Source organism: Bradyrhizobium sp. LMTR 3 (assembly GCF_001693485.1).
Classification (GTDB): Bacteria; Pseudomonadota; Alphaproteobacteria; order Rhizobiales; family Xanthobacteraceae; genus Bradyrhizobium.
This window is the reverse complement of record NZ_MAXC01000053.1, coordinates 155286-174095: the sequence shown is the minus strand read 5'-3', so window position 1 is coordinate 174095 and position 18810 is coordinate 155286. Positions and strand designations below refer to the sequence as shown.

Sequence of the window (18810 nt, the reverse complement as noted above, 5' to 3'; positions counted from 1 at the left end):
GCCCGAGCACCTCATGAAGCACTCGTTCGCCTCGAGCGCATCTATCAAACCGAAGATGCGGGATGGGCCTCGAAAGAAAAATGGCGCACACGTCAATCCTTAATATCAAGCACTGCTTCAACATCAGTCGTGTAATAAAGTCCTTCTCTTCACAAACATCAAACGAGTGTCAGGGAGTGGCTATCGCTCCCGCTATCATGCTAACCAGTCACCTTAGCAGAGACTTTGACGGAATGCAGATTTCGCAGCTAACGCCGGTCGTTTGATATGGCGCAAAGACACAGGGGAGCGCAGCGATTAGGGTGATTCTATATCGTCGTGGGAAAGTAACCGTTGCAGGCCTCAATCCTGAAAAAGTACTGCGATGCCCGCCTGCCTTGGTACACCATCTATCCAACTGTACCGGAGTTCTCCGCGGAGGTCGGTGCACAGGATTGTGAGAAATGGCTGAGGCGCCTGCCGCCTGACGAGCCCGTGTCGCTCTATCTCCACATTCCGTTCTGCCGGTCGATCTGCTGGTATTGCGGCTTTCCTACGGCCATCAGTCGCCGGGATGCGCCGATCCTCAATTATCTGTCGGTGCTGCGTGAGGAGATCCGTTTGGTCGCGGAGCAAGCGCCGCAAGCGCTGCCCGTGAGCGACGTGCACTTCGGCGGCGGAACGCCGACCCTCATCGCGCCAGCGGAGTTCCTGGCCTTGATGGAACTCCTGCGCCGCCGCTTCGCGTTCAGGAAAACGGCTGCGATCGCCGTCGAGATCGACCCGCGCACGTTCACGGTCGAGATGGCCGAAGTCTTAGGAGCAGCCGGCGTGAACCGCGCGAGCCTCGGTGTGCAGAGCTTCGATCCCATCGTTCAAAAGGCGATCAACCGGATCCAGAGTAAGGCGCAGACCGCCGCTGCCGTCGAAAATCTTCGCCAGCACGGAATAAGCCGTATCAATTTCGACCTTATTTTCGGTCTCCCACATCAGACGGTGCAGTCCTGCGTTGAGAGCGCGACGACGGCGGTCGCCATGCGCCCGAACCGGCTTGCGGTTTTCGGCTACGCGCACGTTCCTTCGTATATGAAACGTCAGCGCCTGATCGATGAGGCAGCACTGCCGGACAGTGCTGCCCGCGCCGATCAGGCCGCGGCCGTGGCCGATACGCTGATCGCCGCTGGCTACCTCCAAATCGGGCTTGACCATTTTGCCTTGCCAGACGATGAGTTCGCGCTGGCGCAGAAAGCCGGTCGCCTGCGGCGTAACTCCTTGGGTTACTCGGCCGACACCTGCAAAACCGTAATCGGCTTCGGCACGTCGGCCATCGGCCGTCTCGGCGACGGTTACGTCCAGAACAATGTTGCGACAGGCTCCTACAGCCGGCACATCAGAGCTGGCCGTCTGGCGACGTCAAAAGGCTACCGTCTCACCGATGAAGACCGCGTCCGAGCCGCGATCATCGAGCGGCTGATGTGCGATCTGGAGGCCGACGTGCCGGCAATCTGTGCCGCCCACGGATTTGATGCGAACCCTTTTCTCGATTCAGCTGAACGCTTGGCGATGCTCGCCGAGGACGGGATAGTCGACATCGAAAAGGGTTTCGTCCGCGTGAGGCAGGAGCACCGCTTTGTGATTCGCGCTGTTGCTGCCGCATTCGACGCTTATCTCAACCGTTCACCTTATTAATAAGCCGCGTAAACGGATCCAAAAGCATCACCGCTCGTCGCTAACAGGACGGGCGCCTCGACCATGTAGAAATGGTTCTATGCAATCTGATCCAGACTGCCCTCGGTGCGGCAACGATGTCGACGGCCTCTGCGAGCGTCACGTTGGAGACCTGGCACTGCCGCAAGCCTTGGTGCCGTAATCGCCCGGCTGGCCGCTTGGCGAGAAACGAACAACGGCGTTGAGCGGGAGCTGGCGGGCTGGATTAGCCTGTAGCACTCTGGGACGTCATCAAGGCTCGTCTGCATTCGGTCCTGAGATCAGTGGCGCGCCCCCGACGGAAACCGGCCCTTGTGGTTTAGTCGATCGCACGGGTTTCCTGGCCGACTCCGAAACGGCATGGCCAGGACGATGAACATGAGGAGAAGCCGTGGGTACCGGATTCTGCAACGAGTCGACTCGTAAAGTGAGCGCTGCGATTTGATCCGAGAGTCGTGTTAAATCGGCCAGCTGGGCGCTGATGCTGCGGCTGAGTTCCGCGAGCTCATCGCTAGTCTTCTGTTGTCCCGACTGAATCTCCGACAGGGCCGCTCTGTCCTCAGGTGACAAGCCTGGCATTGGGGCAACTTCACGGGCCGCCGACGTCTCGACAAAGTGTTCGACGTTGGTCCAAAAATAGGCTCCTGCAGCGCACAGGCCAACGAGGATAACTACGAGCATTAAAACCCACGGAACGCGTCTCGGCGACGTGTGCAATACCGGCGGCAACTCCGAACCGGTTGCTTGATCCATCATCTCCATCATCCCTCGCTCGATGTCGCGGCCCGTGTTGGCTTTTCTCGTTGACGCGCTATCGCACGATGGTCAAGAGCTGCAGCGAGCCGCGACCATCCACAAATCGTTATCCGCAACGGTGCCCTCATCGTTTGGTCATCCACTCCTATGATCGGTGCGATGTGACACTTTTTGCGCATGGCCGGCTCCTACATCATAGCGCTACCGCAAAGCAATACTTCTCGTCTTCATCGGCCATGGCGCAGCATTTCCTCGCCATTCAGAAAAACTCTGCGAACAATCTCCATTTGCCGGCCCGAATGCGAGCCAGTCGTTATTTCCTGAATTATCCTTCAGGCTCATATCGAGCCAGGCATCGCCACTTACCGTGGTCCGCAAGTCCATCCCTTGACGAGACGCGCCACTTAGAGCTCTACGAGCTGTCGGTTGGGTCCACTCTTCACGCGCCGGAATACTCGGCTCGTGCCCAAATACTCTTGAAGCTATCCTGGCCTGCGCAGTCGAATACGGAGCACAACGCCAACTGTGTTGAGCCCAATTACACAGAAAAATCTTGGGAAAACAAATCCATTCGACGGGTCCGGCGGTCGGCATAAATCTGCAAGCTCAATGACGTTCTTCCTCTCGCCTACGTCACCGACATGCTGAGGATGATCGTCAATGGTCATCCGAACGACGAACTCAGCCAACTTCTTCCCCGGGCCTATCCGGGCAACCCTTCAAAGCCGTCGCTTGAAAACGACGCTAATGATGCAGATCAACAAATCGCGGTTTCACTGCGTTCCCGCCGAGAGATGGGCGCGTAAAGAGTTGAGCGGCTGCAGCGCTCACGAGTGACCGCCGCCCGGTTTCCACCGGACCGATGCCCATCGCCGGAGTTCGTCTAGTTGCCGAGGAGGCCTCATCCCGAGCAGCGAAACAGCCACGATCCCTGCATCGAGAGGCAACGCCTTGCGACCCAGTCAACTACTAACGTTAGCAGTTGGAGGAGATGACGGACACATGGCAATCGACGGTTGATGAAGGTCGCGCGGGTCACACGTCAAGGAACTGGGATGCAATACAGAACTGGCCGCTCCAACGGCCCTGATGGATGTGTCAACGCGTCTACAGCTATCAAATCGGCTTCAACCGCGATCTCTCCTTTCTTGTGGAAGCCCATGATGGACTTTCCGGCGCGATCGCCGAGCGCACAGGTTTCAAAGGTTTCTGGGCTTTGGGCCTGTCAGTTGCCTCGTCTCTCAGTTACCGCGATGCCAGCGAACGATCACGGAGCCAACGCGTCGTCGCTGACGCGCGAGCCCTGCCTTCTGATGACTGCTAACTTCTCGAAGGAGGCTTCTTCTTCGATCAGAATGCTGCGCGGCCGAAATCCTCATGCTTGTGGTGGAAGAGGCGGGTCGTTCGCAGTGTATTGGTGGCGAGGACAGCAAGGCGCCGTCCGCCCGTCGCCACTATCTCGCCGAGCGAAGGCACCGAATAAAGCCGGCCGCTCTCGACACCGAGGCAGCGCAACAGAACTGCGTTGGAACAGTCGATTAGCTTGGCCGCGGTATGGCGTGCTCGACACGTGCGTCGCCGATCAAGCCAATAGCGTGCCGGCCGGTGACGAGGTCGGGAAGGCTCAGCGGGTATCGCTGAGATAGACGGACCGATTGCTGCCAAGCATCAGCCCCGGAGCCTACGGACATAAGAAGGTTGGGGGGCAGCTCCGGGCCAATCAGGCCGGAGCGCAATCCATTCAAGACTAGCAATACGGACGCGGAGTTCACTATGCATGGTTACTTTGTCGTGGCGACGGCTGCGGCACACGTTTTCAGCTGTCGATCAACTACAAAGCAAAGAGGGCTTGCTATCGCACTCTCCCTAGCAGCGAGCCTCGTCGGCAGTTCGGCGCTGGCACAGACTGCCAATGGGCCTAAGCCAAAACGCGACATTCCAGATGAGGTTGCTAAAAGAAGGATTCAGAGGGAGTCCGATTCGGTCGCAAAATTCCGAAGCCGCCAGCTCAAACGAGCAACGCTTCTCGTCGGTAACTCGGCGCTAGCACAAACTGCCAGTTTGCCTTCCGCAAAGCGGGACAGTGCGGATGAAATTGCTAAGAATAGAACTCAAAAGGAGATCGACCCATTCGCAAAGTTCGAGAACCTCCGCGAAAAAGGTATGTGGCTCAATATTCCTGGTCCTGCCGATACGATAGATCAGGATAAAGGCGGCGTTAGATCCGCGCTGGCAGACGTCGGGATCGGCTACGTTGGCGGGACAGTAGTCAGCGTCATAGACAATCAACTGCCAAATGCAGCCAGAGCCACCACCGCCAATCAGCTATATATGGGCCAGAATCCGACATTTAGTACTGTAAATTTCATGATTGTGACCTACGATCTCAGCCGCTTTGGAATTCCCGATGGTCAGATCATCGTGGGAGCCCAGCAGCAATACTGGACATGGAAACCCGGCGGGCCAGATAGAGCAGGTCTCAATACGTTGGCCTACTACCAGACGTTCTTCGACAGGAAACTCGAACTCAAAATGGGTTACCTCAGAAATGTAAATGAGTTCGCAGGCACATTGGTCGGAGGGAACGCAGGAGCAAGCGTTTTGGCCCCCTCGTCGAATATCCTGTATCAAGCTGGCATGAGCAACAATGCCGCGCCTACGCCAGCTCTCAACGTGAAGTACAATTTTGATGATCACCTATATGACAAGGTCTCAATCCAGCGCTCAATCAGTCCAGACGGTCAGTATGCGCAGATCAGCGAAAATCCCGCCGGCTTAAGCTGGAGCACGGCCAACGCGGGCATTTTTTTGCTTGATGAAATTGGCTACAAGAACAAAGCTGCTCCGGGCTCACCCGAGACCTGGTTGCGGGCAGGCGCCGGTTTCAATAACAGCAGCTACAAGAGCTTGCAGTATCCGCAGCAATCGATAGCCGACGCGAACAGCGTCTACTACGTCGCAGCGGACAGGCAACTCTGGCAGTCTGATGTACAGGGCTCGCCATATCGTGGTATCTATGGTGGGTTCTCCGTAATGTACGCTCCACCTGACCTAAACAAAGTAAATCAATATTACGAGCTTCGCCTCTATGCGAAGGGACTGTTTGACAGCCGGCCCAGTGATCAGATTGCTATTGTTGCCACTAACACCGTCTGGAGCAACTTTGCAGTGGACGCTGCCTTGGCTAAAGGGAATCTCGTGCATCGCGACAGCACAGCCATCTTGGGTACCTATACCGCGCATCTGGCACCCGGGATATATGCAAGTGTAGGACTGGCATACATCAACAACCCGACGAGCATTACACACACGCGCCAAACGGGACATGCTCTGAATTTGTTGGTGTCTACCTCGATATTTTTCTAAGTCCTCAAGTCTAGTATGACTCTAAAGTTCGCCACATAAAGTCGCTCCAGCTAAGGAGCAGTCCCAAACGCTGCATGACGCCGAACACTTCATCGCAAGCTGCCAAACGCTAGCACGAGCGCGGCGGAACCTTGGTGGACAAGATTACTGTGGTCCATCCGATCGGGCCTGGCGAAATTGCCGAAATTGCAGTAGCGCTCTTCTGATCACAATCGTCGGATCGCGCCCCGCGAGGCTGACACGAGCCCATGAGCATCGGTCGAAGGCCATCGCCAACCCTGTCCGATTCACCTGAGATAGTGTTGCAAAAGTAGAAAGTTGCAGGGCTCAAGATTTTTCGCGAAAGCACTAAGCAGCAAGCGATCGCTGATTCGTATGACCTCAATCGCGTTATCGAGTCGCATGTGAATTTTGCGTGAGGCCGTGAGGTCCCTCACATTTCGTACACGAAAGTCGCGCCGACTGCCCGCAGAATTTTGGTGATCGGCGAAAATCGACTTTGCAACACAATCCCCCAGAAACCGGACCGCGCGTCCTTAGTGATGGTCTTCGGCTTGAGGCTAATAGCCGGCGTTCAGTTCGCTCCTAGCCCTAATCGCGTGGGCCCTGCCGCGGCTGCGGATTGTTGGCGGGGTTGGTATCGTACTTCGATATTCGCATGATGAGCCCGCTAGTGGTGAGCGGTTGCAAGTCCGCCTCCAGCGCGTCGGCAATCTCCTTGGCATAGATTTCCCGGTCGTCTACGTAGAGTGCAAAGGATTTCAAATACTTTTCCTTCTTCACTGGATTCTCGATCGTCGCCTTTGTCCACTGGTAGAGCGGATAATTTTCGACTCCGTGCTCTTCTGCCGCGGCGACATACTCCGCAAAGGCATCGAACTGGCATTTCGGTGCAGCGCGATGCTTGGCAAGAATATCGAACAGCGGTGCCAGTGCCGGAACACGAAGCTTTCGGCCTACCGCTTCCGCCGTAGCGGAATCATTCACATCGAACCTAACCTGATACTGCCAGTGAGAAGCCACGCTATGCTCGCCTTCGCACTCAATTTTCTCCTGTTGCCATCGCAAGGCGTTACCGCTTCCTCACGAGCAGCTCGGCATGCATTGTATCACAAGCTGGCCGCAATGTCAGGCCGACCGTTGCGTTAGGAGCTCATCATTTTCAAGGCTCTGGTTGGACGAACGAAAGTCGATCACCCCGGGAAGTGCCGCTGCCGATCTCCTCTATGCCATCGCTTGCCGGCACCTTGAACTCAACTCGTTACCCTCGAGTTGATTACCTCGGCCGTCGCGCACACGCAGGTGGCCTGCAGGCGTGGCGGCGTAGTGCTGTACGTCTACTGCAGCGCCGACCGCGCTCTCGATGAGGCTCGCGAAAATCAGATCTTCGTCAGACCCGCGCTGGCCGTTTGACCTCAACTAGTACAAGCAGCGAGCGCGGGAGCATAGTCCATAACGGCCGGATCTCCGTGAATGTGCGAGCGCGTCATGGGCGGCTGCTTGGTGACCTTTACGCGCGTTACACTGCACCGGCCATCAATGCTGACGGGCACATCACCCTCGATGGTGGCGCGACGAACGACGCGATGCTGGTCGCCGTAATCATTGACAGCATAATGGAGCGTGGCGCGGTTATCCCAGATCGCGACATCGCCCTCCCTCCAGTTCCAGCGCACGGTGTTTTCGGGCGCGGTGATGTGAGACTGGAATATATCAAGCAGCTTTTGGCCGTCATATTTGGGGATGCCAAGAAAACGCTGTACCAAAGCGCCGAGCACTAGCGTCCGCTCTCCGGTTTCGGGGTGGACACGCACGACGGGATGCTCGGTCTCGAAGATGGTTCTGGTGAAGACCTCGTCAAAATGCTTCTGATCGACCTCACGGACTCGGGCCATTCCGGCATAGTCGAAGACGTTGCTGTGAACGGCCCAGAGCTCGTCTGCAAGCCGTCGCAGCGGTGGCGGCAGATCGAGATAAGCGGCCGCGGTGTTCGACCAGACCGTATCGCCGCCGAATAGTGGGATCACAACGGCCCGCAGCACCAAAATCTTGGGATAGGCATCGGCGAAGGTCCCATCGGCGTGCCACACATCGGCTCGGCCACCACCGCGAGCGGAGTCAAGCTCGAGGAGCGATGCCGTTCCCTTGGCAACGCCAAGCATCGGATGCGGCACCAGCTTCCCGAAACGGGCAGCAAATCGCTCCTGCTCGGCGTCACCGAGATGACTTTGGTCGCGGAAGAAGATCACCTTGTGATCGAGCAGCAAGCGGTTGATTGCAGCGATCGTCTCGTCCGGCAAATCGCTCGAGAGCTTGATCTTTCTGATTTCGGCGCCGATGCGCGCTGCGCGTTTGACGATATCGGTAAGCGGAATGACATTCTCGATCAAGGTCGTTTCGCTCATGGATGTTCCAGCCTTTGCGGTTTTTTCACCATACGAACGTATTCAGCTGCGACCCGGAATCGGTGAACGCGAGATTGCTAATCATCAAAATCCGCGGCAATCGGCCAGTCGGAGCGCTGTTCGTGCGACGCCAAGCACGTATCGCAGCTGATCCGTACCATCTTCGATGGGATGCGCCTGAAACTCGCCGGTACACCTTGCCTCCGTGCAGCATTAGCTTGATTGAGGATCGACGATCCGGCACTTTCAACTTCGAAAAGTCTCATCGAAATTCCTTCGATCATTGGTTTGCTGAAACTTCTCTACTATCGCGGATACGATCTCGTCCTTCTAAGAACATACGAAGCCGCCTGGTTGCGGGCGGACGGCAGGTGACGTCACCGGGTTTCAAGGCAGACCTCGCATTTAGCGAGTGATCTCCAGCAAGCACCGTGCCAGCCGCGAAAACGAGCCGCGAACGATTACCTGCCGGCAAGAGCGCCAAAGGAATCGGGAAAACCGCCGCGACGGTCACGGATTAGGCCGATAATTCGACCAGATAGCCGGCTAGCCCCGATGGCCAGCGCGCGCGAAGAAGCAGAGCCTAACGATACGTGAGGTCGAGCGCCTAGGTCGGCGCCAACGGCACAGGGACGCATGATCGTCAGGCATCCGTCCGGCTCAGCTGCACGAGAGGCGATAGTCATCAGATGACCTTCCATCTTTCAACATCAGAGACGTCGGGTTCAAGACGGAGGTGTCGGAGATCTGACAACCTGCAGCGTCGATCCAAAGGCATGCTGGCGGCTGCGCGTGTTTCCTCTCGTGAAGCAAGGCACACACCAAATTCCGGCACCATCGCGGCACCCTGATCTCGATGTGGTGGCACCTGTCTGCTCCGGCGATAGCCGTCCGCCCGATGCGCGTAGACCCAGATCGAGTTACGGGGTGCTGGTCGACAATACCGCCGGCGCATTGTTTGCAGCTCTCCGCGAGTGATCGAAGATCCCGTCACGAGAACATCGCGGTTCACGTTTGCCGAGGTTATTCCCAGGAGAAGAGGACCGTGACCCCGCCTCGCTGCTAGTGTTCTGTCCCGCAACTTCGTAGCATGGTTATTGCATGAGTTCCGGGTATCCCGATGAAGGAGATACCGATGCGCACCGGACGGGAAGGCGATGCTGACGATTTCCAGCGACGAAGACACGCAGCTCACGGCCATAACACGGTCGCGCTCGCTGTCGCGGCGCTGACGCAGCGAACAGAGATCGTGCTGGCCTGCCAACGTGAGCCGAGCAACATCGTCTTGGCCACGCGGCTTGGTGGTCGGCCCCATAGGATCGGCAAGCGGCCCAATCGCTTTATCGCAAATCGCATCGCCGATCATCCACGATGAGACGCGTACCAGCGGACCCCGCACGGTTGAGGATGAGGCTGTGGCCGAGCTGATCAGCAAGACACTGCTCGCAGGCCCAAAGCCGCAATCCATTGGATCGTGCGCCGATCTAAAGGGACGGAAATTGCCAAAAGCACCGTTCATCGCCTGTTCCAACTCTTCGGTCTGCGGCCTCACTGTACCAGCAGCTTTAAACCATCGACCGATGCTTTTTTGTCGAGAAGTCCCGCTTCCGGAAGATTGGAAGGCGATGGAGGAGATTGCTCGCATGAGTGAGAAGGGCGATGACGCGGCCTCCATCGAGGAGCTGCTCCAACTGCTGATCGACATCCTATCGTCAGCAACGCGGCTTCCGCGCGGCCCAGAAAGCGATGCAGCGTTACTGCAGATAGGGGAACTTCAAAAAAGTGTAGGCGTGGTCCTGCTGAAGCGGTTTTACGATAAAGCATAGCGAGCTCCCATTGCAGTGGGCAGGGGCTGCCTGCGGACAATCTGCTTCAACTTACAACGGAGCCGCCTAAGGCCCGCAACGAGATTTCGGATCTCGCTTGGCGCTTATGACTTCAGGCGAATCTATACCCACCCCATCGGCCGCCCAAATCGTTACAGTCAGCAATCTCGGCGAAGCACAGTGATGGAGCGCGCAGCTTCGGCACGGAGGCGCACATCAGAGTCGAGCTCTTGGGCTGCCGCGAGACTTGGCATCGCTGCACTTCACCTGCCAGCGTGGTGAAGACGTGAAGAAAATGCAAGGGGCTATCCGCCGAAAGGCGAGAATGCACAACAGCTCCCATACTTTCCTCCGCGGTCCAGTAAGGGGGCCGCGATATGCGACAGAAAGTTCGCTGGTTGCGAGCGGCTTGATAAATGGGGCCCATAACCAGGCAGACCTTGAAGGGAGCACATTGCATATCGCGCACAACGTTCTGTTCGGATTTTATCTTCTAGACACCTCTTGCTGAAGCACCATCGGCTATTTTGTTTCAGGGGAGGGTGAGAGATAGGACAATGCAAGCGCTAAGCGTCTGCGGACCACCGGCGCGGCCGTAAAGTGTCTGAACGCCGCCGAGCGGCGGCGGTTTGCTAGAGCCGGCCACTCGGGTCGCTTGCGAAATCGCACGCTTTCTCCGCTAGCTTCACTCAGCGGCAATAGAACCATTGAAATCCTTCTATCGGCGCTGGCCGCCATTGAACTCGATAGCTGCATCGTAACTGTCCCGACGCTCAAACGCATCAAGCCAGCTATGCTAAAAAGCCTGGTACTTTCCGCGATGTGTGCTGTGATGATTCCGTTTGATTACGCGTGCTCGAAAAGGGCCCATCGCCGACATCGAGTAGTACATCGAGAGGCTTGTTGAGGCTGTCGAACCCGTGATCTTGCGGAGCTATCAGAGCTGCCGCACTGGCCGACGCCCGCATTTATCATCGTGAGGAAGTTCGCACGCATGACCACGGGGTGGTGATCGAAAGATTGCGGATCATCACCGTTGGCGGGCATTCCTATTCCAACGGACTCGTCGATTTCTTGCAGGAATATCTTACGTACCGGATGTCAAAATCCGAACGTGTGCACTGTCGACTCGACGGGTCCTACCATGACGATAGAATCGGATCTTGAAGGAGCTCTTGCAGAGGCCAACCAGCACTCTCGCATCGGCAGTCTCCGGCAGCCCTTACCAAGAGGGTTGAGGAGGCGGCCAGCCTAATCGCGCCGGCTGTGCTTTTCGGCAAGAAAAACATCAATCTCTTCTTCAACGTGCTGGTTTTTGGCCAAATTAGAAAGCTGAAGCCCAGTTAAGCAATTTCGGTTAGCTAGAATCGTGCAACGGAGGACTGGCCGGACGGCTTCATCGGAGACCTCAAAGCACTCAGGAGAGCAGGTGATGCAGGCCGGCCGCAAGCGACGTGACGAATAGCGAACGAAGAATGTCAATAAAAGAGCTCGATGGCCAAGGCTTGCTGACGAGTTGCGCCATGAGGCCGAGGTCCTCATCAACCTTGTGGTATGGCGAAGCGAGCGGTTCCGCGGGCCGCGCTCACAATCAGACCCAAACTTGAACAGACTGCACGCTCATCGTCTCATGCGCTGGCTTCGCCGCGATGCTTATCCAATGCGGTATCAAGGCACTTGATCAAGTGCTGTCCGGCAAAGGGCTTGGCCAGGAAGCAAATCGCTCCGGCGCTCAACGCACGGGCGCGAACGCGATCATCGGGAAAGGCAGTAATGAAAATGAACGGTGCACCGTAGCCCTGGGCCCGCATATGTGTCAGCAGGTCCAAGCCGCTCATAATCGACATCTGCACATCCGCAATCACACACGATGTTCCGTTCAGGTGGGGCGAGCGCAAGAACTCCTCGGCCGACACAAATGTATGAACGATATAGCCGCGGGACTTCAAAAGATTATTTATCGCAGCACGTACCGACCCGTCGTCATCGACGATGGAAATGAGCGGAGGCGTGGACAAGACGATCCCCTCTAACGCGGGAAAGGCGCTTGCCGAAGCATAGTCGCCTGGGCCAAGGGTGGGCTTGCGGGATGAAATTGTAAAGTCATACTTAGGCTTATTCGGCGTGGTTGGCACAAATTCCGAGGGTCTCAGCCATTCTGATTAAATCGGCCAGCGACCGTGCGCCCATTTTCTTCATCACCCGTCCGCGATAGATCTTGACGGTAATTTCGGCGAGCTCGAGCTCTGCGGCTACTTGTTTGTTCATAAGGCCAGCAGCGACCAGTTTCATCACTGCCTGTTCGCGAGGGCTTAAGGTCTCGAACAAGGATTGCAGGTTCGCAACCGTCGTCTCAACCTCCCGCCTCTTGCGATCCCGTTCGGTCGCGGCGACGACGGCATCAAGCAGCTCCTGATCGCGATACGGTTTGGTAAGAAAATCGACGGCTCCACCCTTCATGGCCTTGACGCTCATTGGAACGTCGCCATGGCCAGTGATGAAAATAATCGGAATGTGAAGGTTCAACTTGGCTAGCTCGGTCTGCAGCTCGAGGCCGCTCAATCCCGGTAGCCTGACGTCAAGGACGAGGCAGCTGGCAACCTCCGGAAGGTTGCCCTGCAGCATTTCCTGGGCCGATCCGAACGTAGCAACGTCCAAGTTCACCGATTGAAAAAGATTCGCGAGTGAGCGACGTATTGAGACGTCGTCGTCGATCACAAACACGATCGCCCTTCCGCTGGGCTTCTCGGCCTTCACGACTTGGTTCGGCGAGTCGGAGCGCCCGGTCATGACACGACCTCTTTGTGCAACGGCAGGACGAATTGAAACGTCGCGCCCGGCTCTTGCTTGCGGGCGATCGACAGGCTCCCTCCGTGAGCCTCCACGATCGAACGGCAGATCGAAAGGCCCATTCCAAGGCCGCTTGATTTAGTCGTAAAAAAGGGAGTGAACACGCGATCCGCGTCGTCCTCGGTGATCCCGACACCGCAATCAGTCACGGCGAGTTGCACGCGTCCCATATCGTCTTGGGATGACCGAATTACCAGTTCGCGCGGCCGGTCCTTGACAGTTTGCATGGCCTCAATCCCGTTAATCACCAGATTTGTGATCACCTGTTGCAGTTGAACCCGGTCACCCAGGATCATGGGGAGGGTCGGCTCCAACTCAGTGCGCAACGACACCCGATGGCTGACCAGCTCGCGTGTCAGAAGCGCGATTACCTCCTTGACGATGTCGTTGATATCGAGCGGCACCATCTCGATCTCGCCTTTCTTCGCAAGCGCGCGGATGCGGCGGATCACCTCGCTCGCCCGGATCCCGTCCTCGATGATCCACTCCACTGAGCAGCGCGCCGCGGAAAGATCAGGAGTTTCGCGACCAAGCCAACCCAGACAAGCCTCGCCATTGGTGACAATGGCGGCGAGCGGCTGGTTTATCTCGTGGGCGATGGAGGTTGTCAGCTCGCCCAGCGTCGTCACGCGCGTCATGTGCGCGAGCTCTGCCTGTGCCTTCCGCAGTTCTCGTTCGGCCTGATCTGCGCGGATGCTTGCGGTGATGTCGGTGCTGACGCCGCGATAGCCGAGGAAATTGCCGTCAGCATCAAAGAATGGCTTGCCGCTGCTCCGGACGTAAATTGGAGATCCCATCCGGGTGATGGTGCGATAGATGAAATCGCGAAATGGAAGACGTGCATCGAGCGTCGCCCGATGCTGTCGCCACTTCTCGGGTTCTGCCTCGACATCGCCCGCAATTTCCCAGCGAAGCAGGCCGACGACCCTTGTGGCCAGAATGCCTGCTGCGCTGGTGTGCTCCGAAAAGCGGGTGATCCGGTGGTCCGGTCCGGTCTCCCAGAGCCAGTCGGAGGCCGTTTCGGCGTAGTCGCGAAACCGCTGCTCGCTTTCGTGCAACGCAGCAAGAGCCCTTTCCAGTCGTTCCCTGGCCGCATGTTGCTCGGTGACATCCATATGCGTTCCGATGAGCTCGCTGACGTTGCCATCGCTGCCGACCACGGCGTGCGCAACGGAATGTATGCGCCTTATCGCGCCATCTGGAAGAAGAATTCGGAAATCATGTTCGAAATGCCCTCCCTTGTCTTCGATAGCCCGGCGCGGCACTTCTTGAACCCCCGGCAAGTCGTCTGGATGGATACGCGAGCGGATGGTCTCTATCGATACAGCCTCTTGCGGATCGAAGCCAAACAGACGATCAACTTCGGCGGAGCGATACACAAATTCGAGACGGTGGACGTCCCACGACCAACTGCCCGTGTGGCTGAGATGCTGGGCTTCGGCCAGATAGGCCTCGCTACGACGCAACTGCTGTTCGGCCTGCTTTGCGGCCGTAATGTCCGTCACTGCGCCGACAAACTCGATATCACCAGAGGCGGTTCTAATGGCTCGTGCCTGCGCGTGGAGGTGCTTCACCGAGCCGTCCGGCATCAGCAGTCGGTATTCGTGCTCGAAATCCTCTTCGTTTTGGAACGCTCGATCGATGGTCTCTCGCACGGCAGCCCGATCCTCTGGATGGGTTCGATCAACGACGAGTTGCGGGGTCGGTTTCGTCGACGGTTCGTATTGGAAAATCCGAAAGGTCTCCTTTGACCAGTGGACCTCGCCGGTGGCGACGTTCCAGCCGAAGCTGCCGGTGCGGCTCAGTTCCTGTGCCTGGGCTAGGTGGGCTTCGCTCCGCCGCAGGGCAGTTTCCGTCCGCTTTCGCTCGGTGATATCTTCGCAGGCGATAAGGACGACGAGCTTGTCTTCTGCCCACTGCATGGCTTTGGCGTTTTCGCGCACCCACAGCACTGAGCCATCCTTCCTGATCTTCTGGATCTCCCAAGTGTGCGATTGGCCGACCGTTTCAATGCACAGCCCGAGGCGCTCGCGAACAAACGGATGATCTTCTTCCAGAAATACCTTCAGCACGGAATGCCCGACAAGCTCCGAGGGCGCATAGCCGAGCTGTGTTGCGCCAAACGTGTTGACGTTCAGGACCATTCCGGTGGCATTGACCATGAAGTGCATGACCGGGTTATGCTCGAAGATTTCGCGCCACTGTTTCTCGACGTCGCGCAACTCAGCCTCGCTGCGCCGGAGCCCGGCTGCGGCCTCAAGCGCAACCTCTCTCTCTCGGCGGACTTTTCCGATCAGGTGCGTTCCAACAATTGAGGCAAGAAGAAAGGCCACGACCACAGGAAGATCCTGCGGATCATTATTGAAAGTGGGCGGCGCAAAGAAGTAGGCCAAAGCAGCGAAGGGCAAGATCAAAAGCATGGCAGAGGGGATGAGGCTGCCCATCAGAGAAAACACCAATATCATTTCCAAATAGCCGATCGCCGTCGGGGCGAACTGGGTGTGAAGGTACAACGAAGTTAGCGTCATCAATGCCAGCGCGAAAAACTGCGTGGCTGAGCGTCCGAACTTGAAACTTAGTAAGCTGGTTACGCATTATCCTAAACTATCGAAAGGAGCTGGAGAACTATACGAATGTTTTAACCCGGCCCTCGCGCTGATTTCGGCAGCTAGCGCTAGCATTATCGTACCTCGGCACAATTCAGCCACTATCTCAATGGCTTACGCGGAAGAGCGACTTCCGTGCTCCCCGGCTTTGATGACGGTGAAAGAAAACGTCGCTAAATGCCGTCGAGGCGGCCATCAAGACCTTCTTAGAACCACTCGGCAGTGCGCGTAGAACCAGTAGAGCGCAACAGTTAGGCCGGCACTTCGAAACCGAGTATCAATCCAGGGAAAGCCTTTTGCGAGATGCCTATGTTGGCCAGTCTCCTAAATCGAGGCCTCGAGCAGGGCGTCGGCCAGGTGTCGTGGACCTCACCGGGCGAGATCTGGAGGCGGACCGCGCGGCCTTTCGTGTCGACCCACGCGTGGGTCTTGGTGGTGAGGCCTCATCAGCTTCGGCCCACACAACGATCGCCACTCTTTTTTGGCCCCGGAGGCGTGCTGATGGACGCCGTGAGCCTTGACGACAGCATTCATCAGGCCGATCCCAGATAGCCGCCTTGCGCCACCGGTTGAACCGATTGTAGGCGGTCGTGTACGGCCCGTATCGTTCCGGCAAGTGAAGGCCGGTGCCGCAGTCGAGTAGAGTTCATTGAACATGGCCACAACAACGCGACCACGCATAGTGAGCTGCTTTTGTATTGTTAGATCTGATCGATTGCGCTCCGACCTGTTTGGCCCGGAGCTGACCAGCATTTGGCGTCTGAAGGCGGTCCGGAGTGGCGCTTTGCAGGAGCGGTTAGCATCTACGGTGTCGCCCAGGCCGCTCGGCAATATCGTCCCACTCGGCAAGCAAAGCCGCGCTCGCATCGAAGAGTTGCCCCCGGCGGCTTGGGGTCCAAGGGTTGAGGATGTCCGTCATGCCAGATGCGTCCGAGCGCGCCCAAATCAACTACCAACTTCAGCAATTGATGGAACTGACGGAGACATGGCAATCAGCATCGATGAACCCAGCACGGCGGGCACATCAAGGGACTACGGATGCAATATATCAAAGCTTTGATGCGGTGCCGTGTCGGGAGTGCGCGTCAACGCCAGGGATGGAGTGAAGCGTGATCAAAGCAAGCGCGACGCCAAAGTCGCTGGCTGGAAAACCCACGCTTTCCGCTCCCGACGATGATCCCTATCTGTGGTTGGAAGAGATCGAAGGTGCGCGGGCGCTGAACTTTGTCGAGCGGCAAAATAGCAGAACGCTCCAGCTGTTGGGCGGAGCGGCAGCTGGGCGAGATCGTGACGCGCTGACGTCGATTTACGACCATCCGGACAGTATCCCCTATGTCAGCCGGCGCGGCGGCTATCTCTACAATCTCTGGAAGGACGCCAATAATCCACGCGGCCTCTGGCGACGAACCACTCTGGAAGAATTTCGCACGCCGAAGCCGTCATGGGAAGTTCTGCTCGACATCGATCAGCTCGCTGTCAGCGAAGGCGAGGACTGGCTTCTGAAAGCGACGGCCTCACTGGCCGGGGATCATAGACGGACGATTTTGAGCCTCTCGCGCGGCGGCAGCGATGCCGTCACTTTGCGTGAGTTTGATACGGACGCGAAGGCCTTTGTGAGCGATGGCTTCGTCTTGCCGGAAGCCAAGGGCGCGGTTGAATGGCTCGATCCCGATACGCTGGTGCTGTCGAGCTCGCATGGGCAGGGCATGGCGACGATCTCCGGCTATGCACGTACGGTGAGGCTGTGGCGCCGCGGTACGCAGGCCGATCAAACGACAGCGATCTTTGAGATCGCAGCCGATCATGTCGGAGTAGGCTGCAATGTCGACCACACCGTTGCGCCGCCGCGGATGTGGTTCGTCGATGGGGTAGACACCTTCAATTTTGCCATCTGGCTCGGTGACGAATCCGGCGCCACGACTAAACTCAATCTGCCAAGCAACATCTGGATGTTCCCCCATCGCGATTGGCTTGCCATCAAGCCGCGCGAATCCTGGTCTGTTGCGGGACGGACCTATGCCGCGGATACTGTGCTCGTCACCTCGTTGGCGGCGTTCCTTGAAGGCAACCGTCAGTTCGAGGTTCTTTTCGAACCAGGCCCGCGCCGCGCGCTGCAGGGGTTCTTTTGGAGTGCCGGCAAGCTTGTGCTTTCCATTCTCAACGAACTGCGGCCGTTCTTCGAGATCTGCACGCCATCCGACAAGGGGTGGAGCCGCGCGCAGCTGCGCGGGTTTCCCGACATCGGGGTCGTCGACCTCTGGCCCCTTGATTGCGATCCATCCGAAGGCAATGGCGACCTGCTCGTCGGGAGCCAGGATCCGCTCACGCCAGCTTCGCTTATGCTGATCGAGAATAACGTCGCCAGCCCGACCGTGCTCAAGCAGGCGCCGAAGACCTTTACCACGGATGGGCTGGTGGTCACCCAACACGAGGCCATTTCGATTGATGGCGAGCGCATCCCCTATGTACAGACCGGTCCGGCCGACGAGACGGGCGATGCGCCCGTCCACATGAGCGGCTACGGCGGCTTTGGGATCTCGGTGAGGCCGTACTACAATTCAGCGCTTGGCAGGCTTTGGCTCGAGCGCGGCGGCACCACGGTGCAGGCGAATTTACGCGGCGGCGGCGAGTTCGGTACGCGCTGGCACGATGCCGGCCGGCTCGGCGGTAAGAAATTGTCGCACGACGACTTCGCTGCCGTTGCCGCCGATCTCGTGCGTCGCGGCGTGACGGCGCCGAAGCGGATCGCAGCCCAGGGCGGATCGAACGGCGGCATCCTCATCACCAATATGCTGACGCGCTATCCGGAACGCTTCGGCGCGCTGTTCTGCACGATCCCGTTGATCGACATGCGCCGCTACACCAAGCTTCTGGCAGGAGCAAGCTGGATTGCTGAATATGGGGACCCTGATAAGCTCGACGAGTGGGAGTGGCTCAAGACCTATTCCGCGTATCATGCCGCCAAGCGCGGCCTTAAGTACCCGCCGATCCTGATCGCCACTACGCGGCGGGACGATCGTGTTCATCCCGGACACGCGCGCAAGATGGCCGCGAAGCTCCAGGCGATGGGCTACGAGGCCTATCTCTACGAGCCGGCGGCGGGCGGCCATGGTTACGGCCGGGACAACAGGGAGCGCGCCGGCTTCGAGGTGCTGGGCTTTCGATTCCTGAAGAGCAAGATCGGCTGGCTTGACGGCGAGGCTTAGGCGGGCCCGGCTCTTGTGATCCCACAGACTCCAGCGTGATTATTTCATGACATTTCAGCGGTAGGAGATTGGAAAGAAGCTCGGTCTGACCAGCCCTTTCTGAGGTTTA

The 18810-nt window shown here is 57.7% G+C and carries 9 protein-coding genes and 3 pseudogenes; 6 read left to right on the top strand and 6 right to left on the bottom strand.

Annotated features, from left to right (window positions below; genetic code table 11):
• The first annotated feature begins 333 nt into the window (after nucleotides 1-333).
• The 4 genes and pseudogenes from hemN to LMTR3_RS37115 all read left to right on the top strand — a co-directional run bounded on the left by hemN (nucleotide 334) and on the right by LMTR3_RS37115 (nucleotide 5808).
• On the top strand, nucleotides 334-1668 hold the full coding sequence (gene hemN / locus LMTR3_RS33000) for an oxygen-independent coproporphyrinogen III oxidase (RefSeq protein WP_065749130.1): 1335 nt from the start codon (nucleotides 334-336) through the stop codon (nucleotides 1666-1668).
• Nucleotides 1669-3038: 1370 nt separating this feature from the next.
• Nucleotides 3039-3248, top strand: a complete 210-nt coding sequence (locus LMTR3_RS37120; protein WP_141686928.1) for a transposase domain-containing protein — start codon at nucleotides 3039-3041, stop codon at nucleotides 3246-3248.
• A gap of 287 nt (nucleotides 3249-3535) precedes the next feature.
• Nucleotides 3536-3751 (top strand): annotated as a pseudogene (locus LMTR3_RS40470) (hypothetical protein); the annotation flags it as partial.
• A gap of 464 nt (nucleotides 3752-4215) precedes the next feature.
• Entirely contained in the window at nucleotides 4216-5808 is a 1593-nt protein-coding gene (locus LMTR3_RS37115; RefSeq protein ID WP_084029960.1) for a carbohydrate porin, read from the top strand.
• A 591-nt stretch (nucleotides 5809-6399) separates the two neighbouring features.
• Here LMTR3_RS37115 and LMTR3_RS32990 read toward each other — a convergent pair.
• Together LMTR3_RS32990 and LMTR3_RS32985 are read right to left on the bottom strand one after the other, a co-directional pair.
• Nucleotides 6400-6831, bottom strand: a complete 432-nt coding sequence (locus LMTR3_RS32990; RefSeq protein ID WP_065749129.1) for a hypothetical protein — start codon at nucleotides 6829-6831, stop codon at nucleotides 6400-6402.
• Nucleotides 6832-7307: 476 nt separating this feature from the next.
• Nucleotides 7308-8213: pseudogene (locus tag LMTR3_RS32985) on the bottom strand (TauD/TfdA dioxygenase family protein); the annotation flags it as partial.
• Between the two features lie 1415 nt (nucleotides 8214-9628).
• Between LMTR3_RS32985 and LMTR3_RS38195 the strand changes: the two are divergent.
• Nucleotides 9629-10039, top strand: a complete 411-nt coding sequence (locus tag LMTR3_RS38195; RefSeq protein ID WP_141686926.1) for a hypothetical protein — start codon at nucleotides 9629-9631, stop codon at nucleotides 10037-10039.
• A 1628-nt stretch (nucleotides 10040-11667) separates the two neighbouring features.
• Here LMTR3_RS38195 and LMTR3_RS32970 read toward each other — a convergent pair.
• The 4 genes and pseudogenes from LMTR3_RS32970 to LMTR3_RS40465 form a co-directional block, all read right to left on the bottom strand.
• A complete protein-coding gene (locus tag LMTR3_RS32970; protein ID WP_065749337.1) occupies nucleotides 11668-12057 on the bottom strand; it encodes a response regulator transcription factor in 390 nt (129 codons plus the stop codon).
• A gap of 97 nt (nucleotides 12058-12154) precedes the next feature.
• A complete protein-coding gene (locus LMTR3_RS32965; RefSeq protein ID WP_065749126.1) occupies nucleotides 12155-12829 on the bottom strand; it encodes a response regulator transcription factor in 675 nt (224 codons plus the stop codon).
• Nucleotides 12826-15426, bottom strand: coding sequence for a PAS domain S-box protein (locus LMTR3_RS32960; RefSeq protein WP_065749125.1), 2601 nt, complete (start codon nucleotides 15424-15426; stop codon nucleotides 12826-12828). The genes LMTR3_RS32965 and LMTR3_RS32960 overlap by 4 nt, the downstream gene beginning before the upstream one ends.
• A gap of 597 nt (nucleotides 15427-16023) precedes the next feature.
• A pseudogene (locus LMTR3_RS40465) lies at nucleotides 16024-16111 on the bottom strand (IS5-like element ISRhru5 family transposase); the annotation flags it as partial.
• 493 nt (nucleotides 16112-16604) lie between these two features.
• Here LMTR3_RS40465 and LMTR3_RS32950 point away from each other — a divergent pair.
• Nucleotides 16605-18701 carry a prolyl oligopeptidase family serine peptidase gene (locus LMTR3_RS32950; RefSeq protein WP_141686925.1) on the top strand — a complete coding sequence of 699 codons (2097 nt, stop codon included), beginning with the start codon at nucleotides 16605-16607 and terminating at the stop codon, nucleotides 18699-18701.
• Nucleotides 18702-18810 lie beyond the last annotated feature (109 nt).

Excerpts from the sequence above, each read along its gene's own strand:
- LMTR3_RS37115 (WP_084029960.1), top strand. The coding sequence starts at position 4,216 with ATGCATGGTTACTTTGTCGTGGCGACGGCTGCGGCACACGTTTTCAGC.
- LMTR3_RS32965 (WP_065749126.1), bottom strand. The coding sequence starts at position 12,829 with ATGACCGGGCGCTCCGACTCGCCGAACCAAGTCGTGAAGGCCGAGAAG.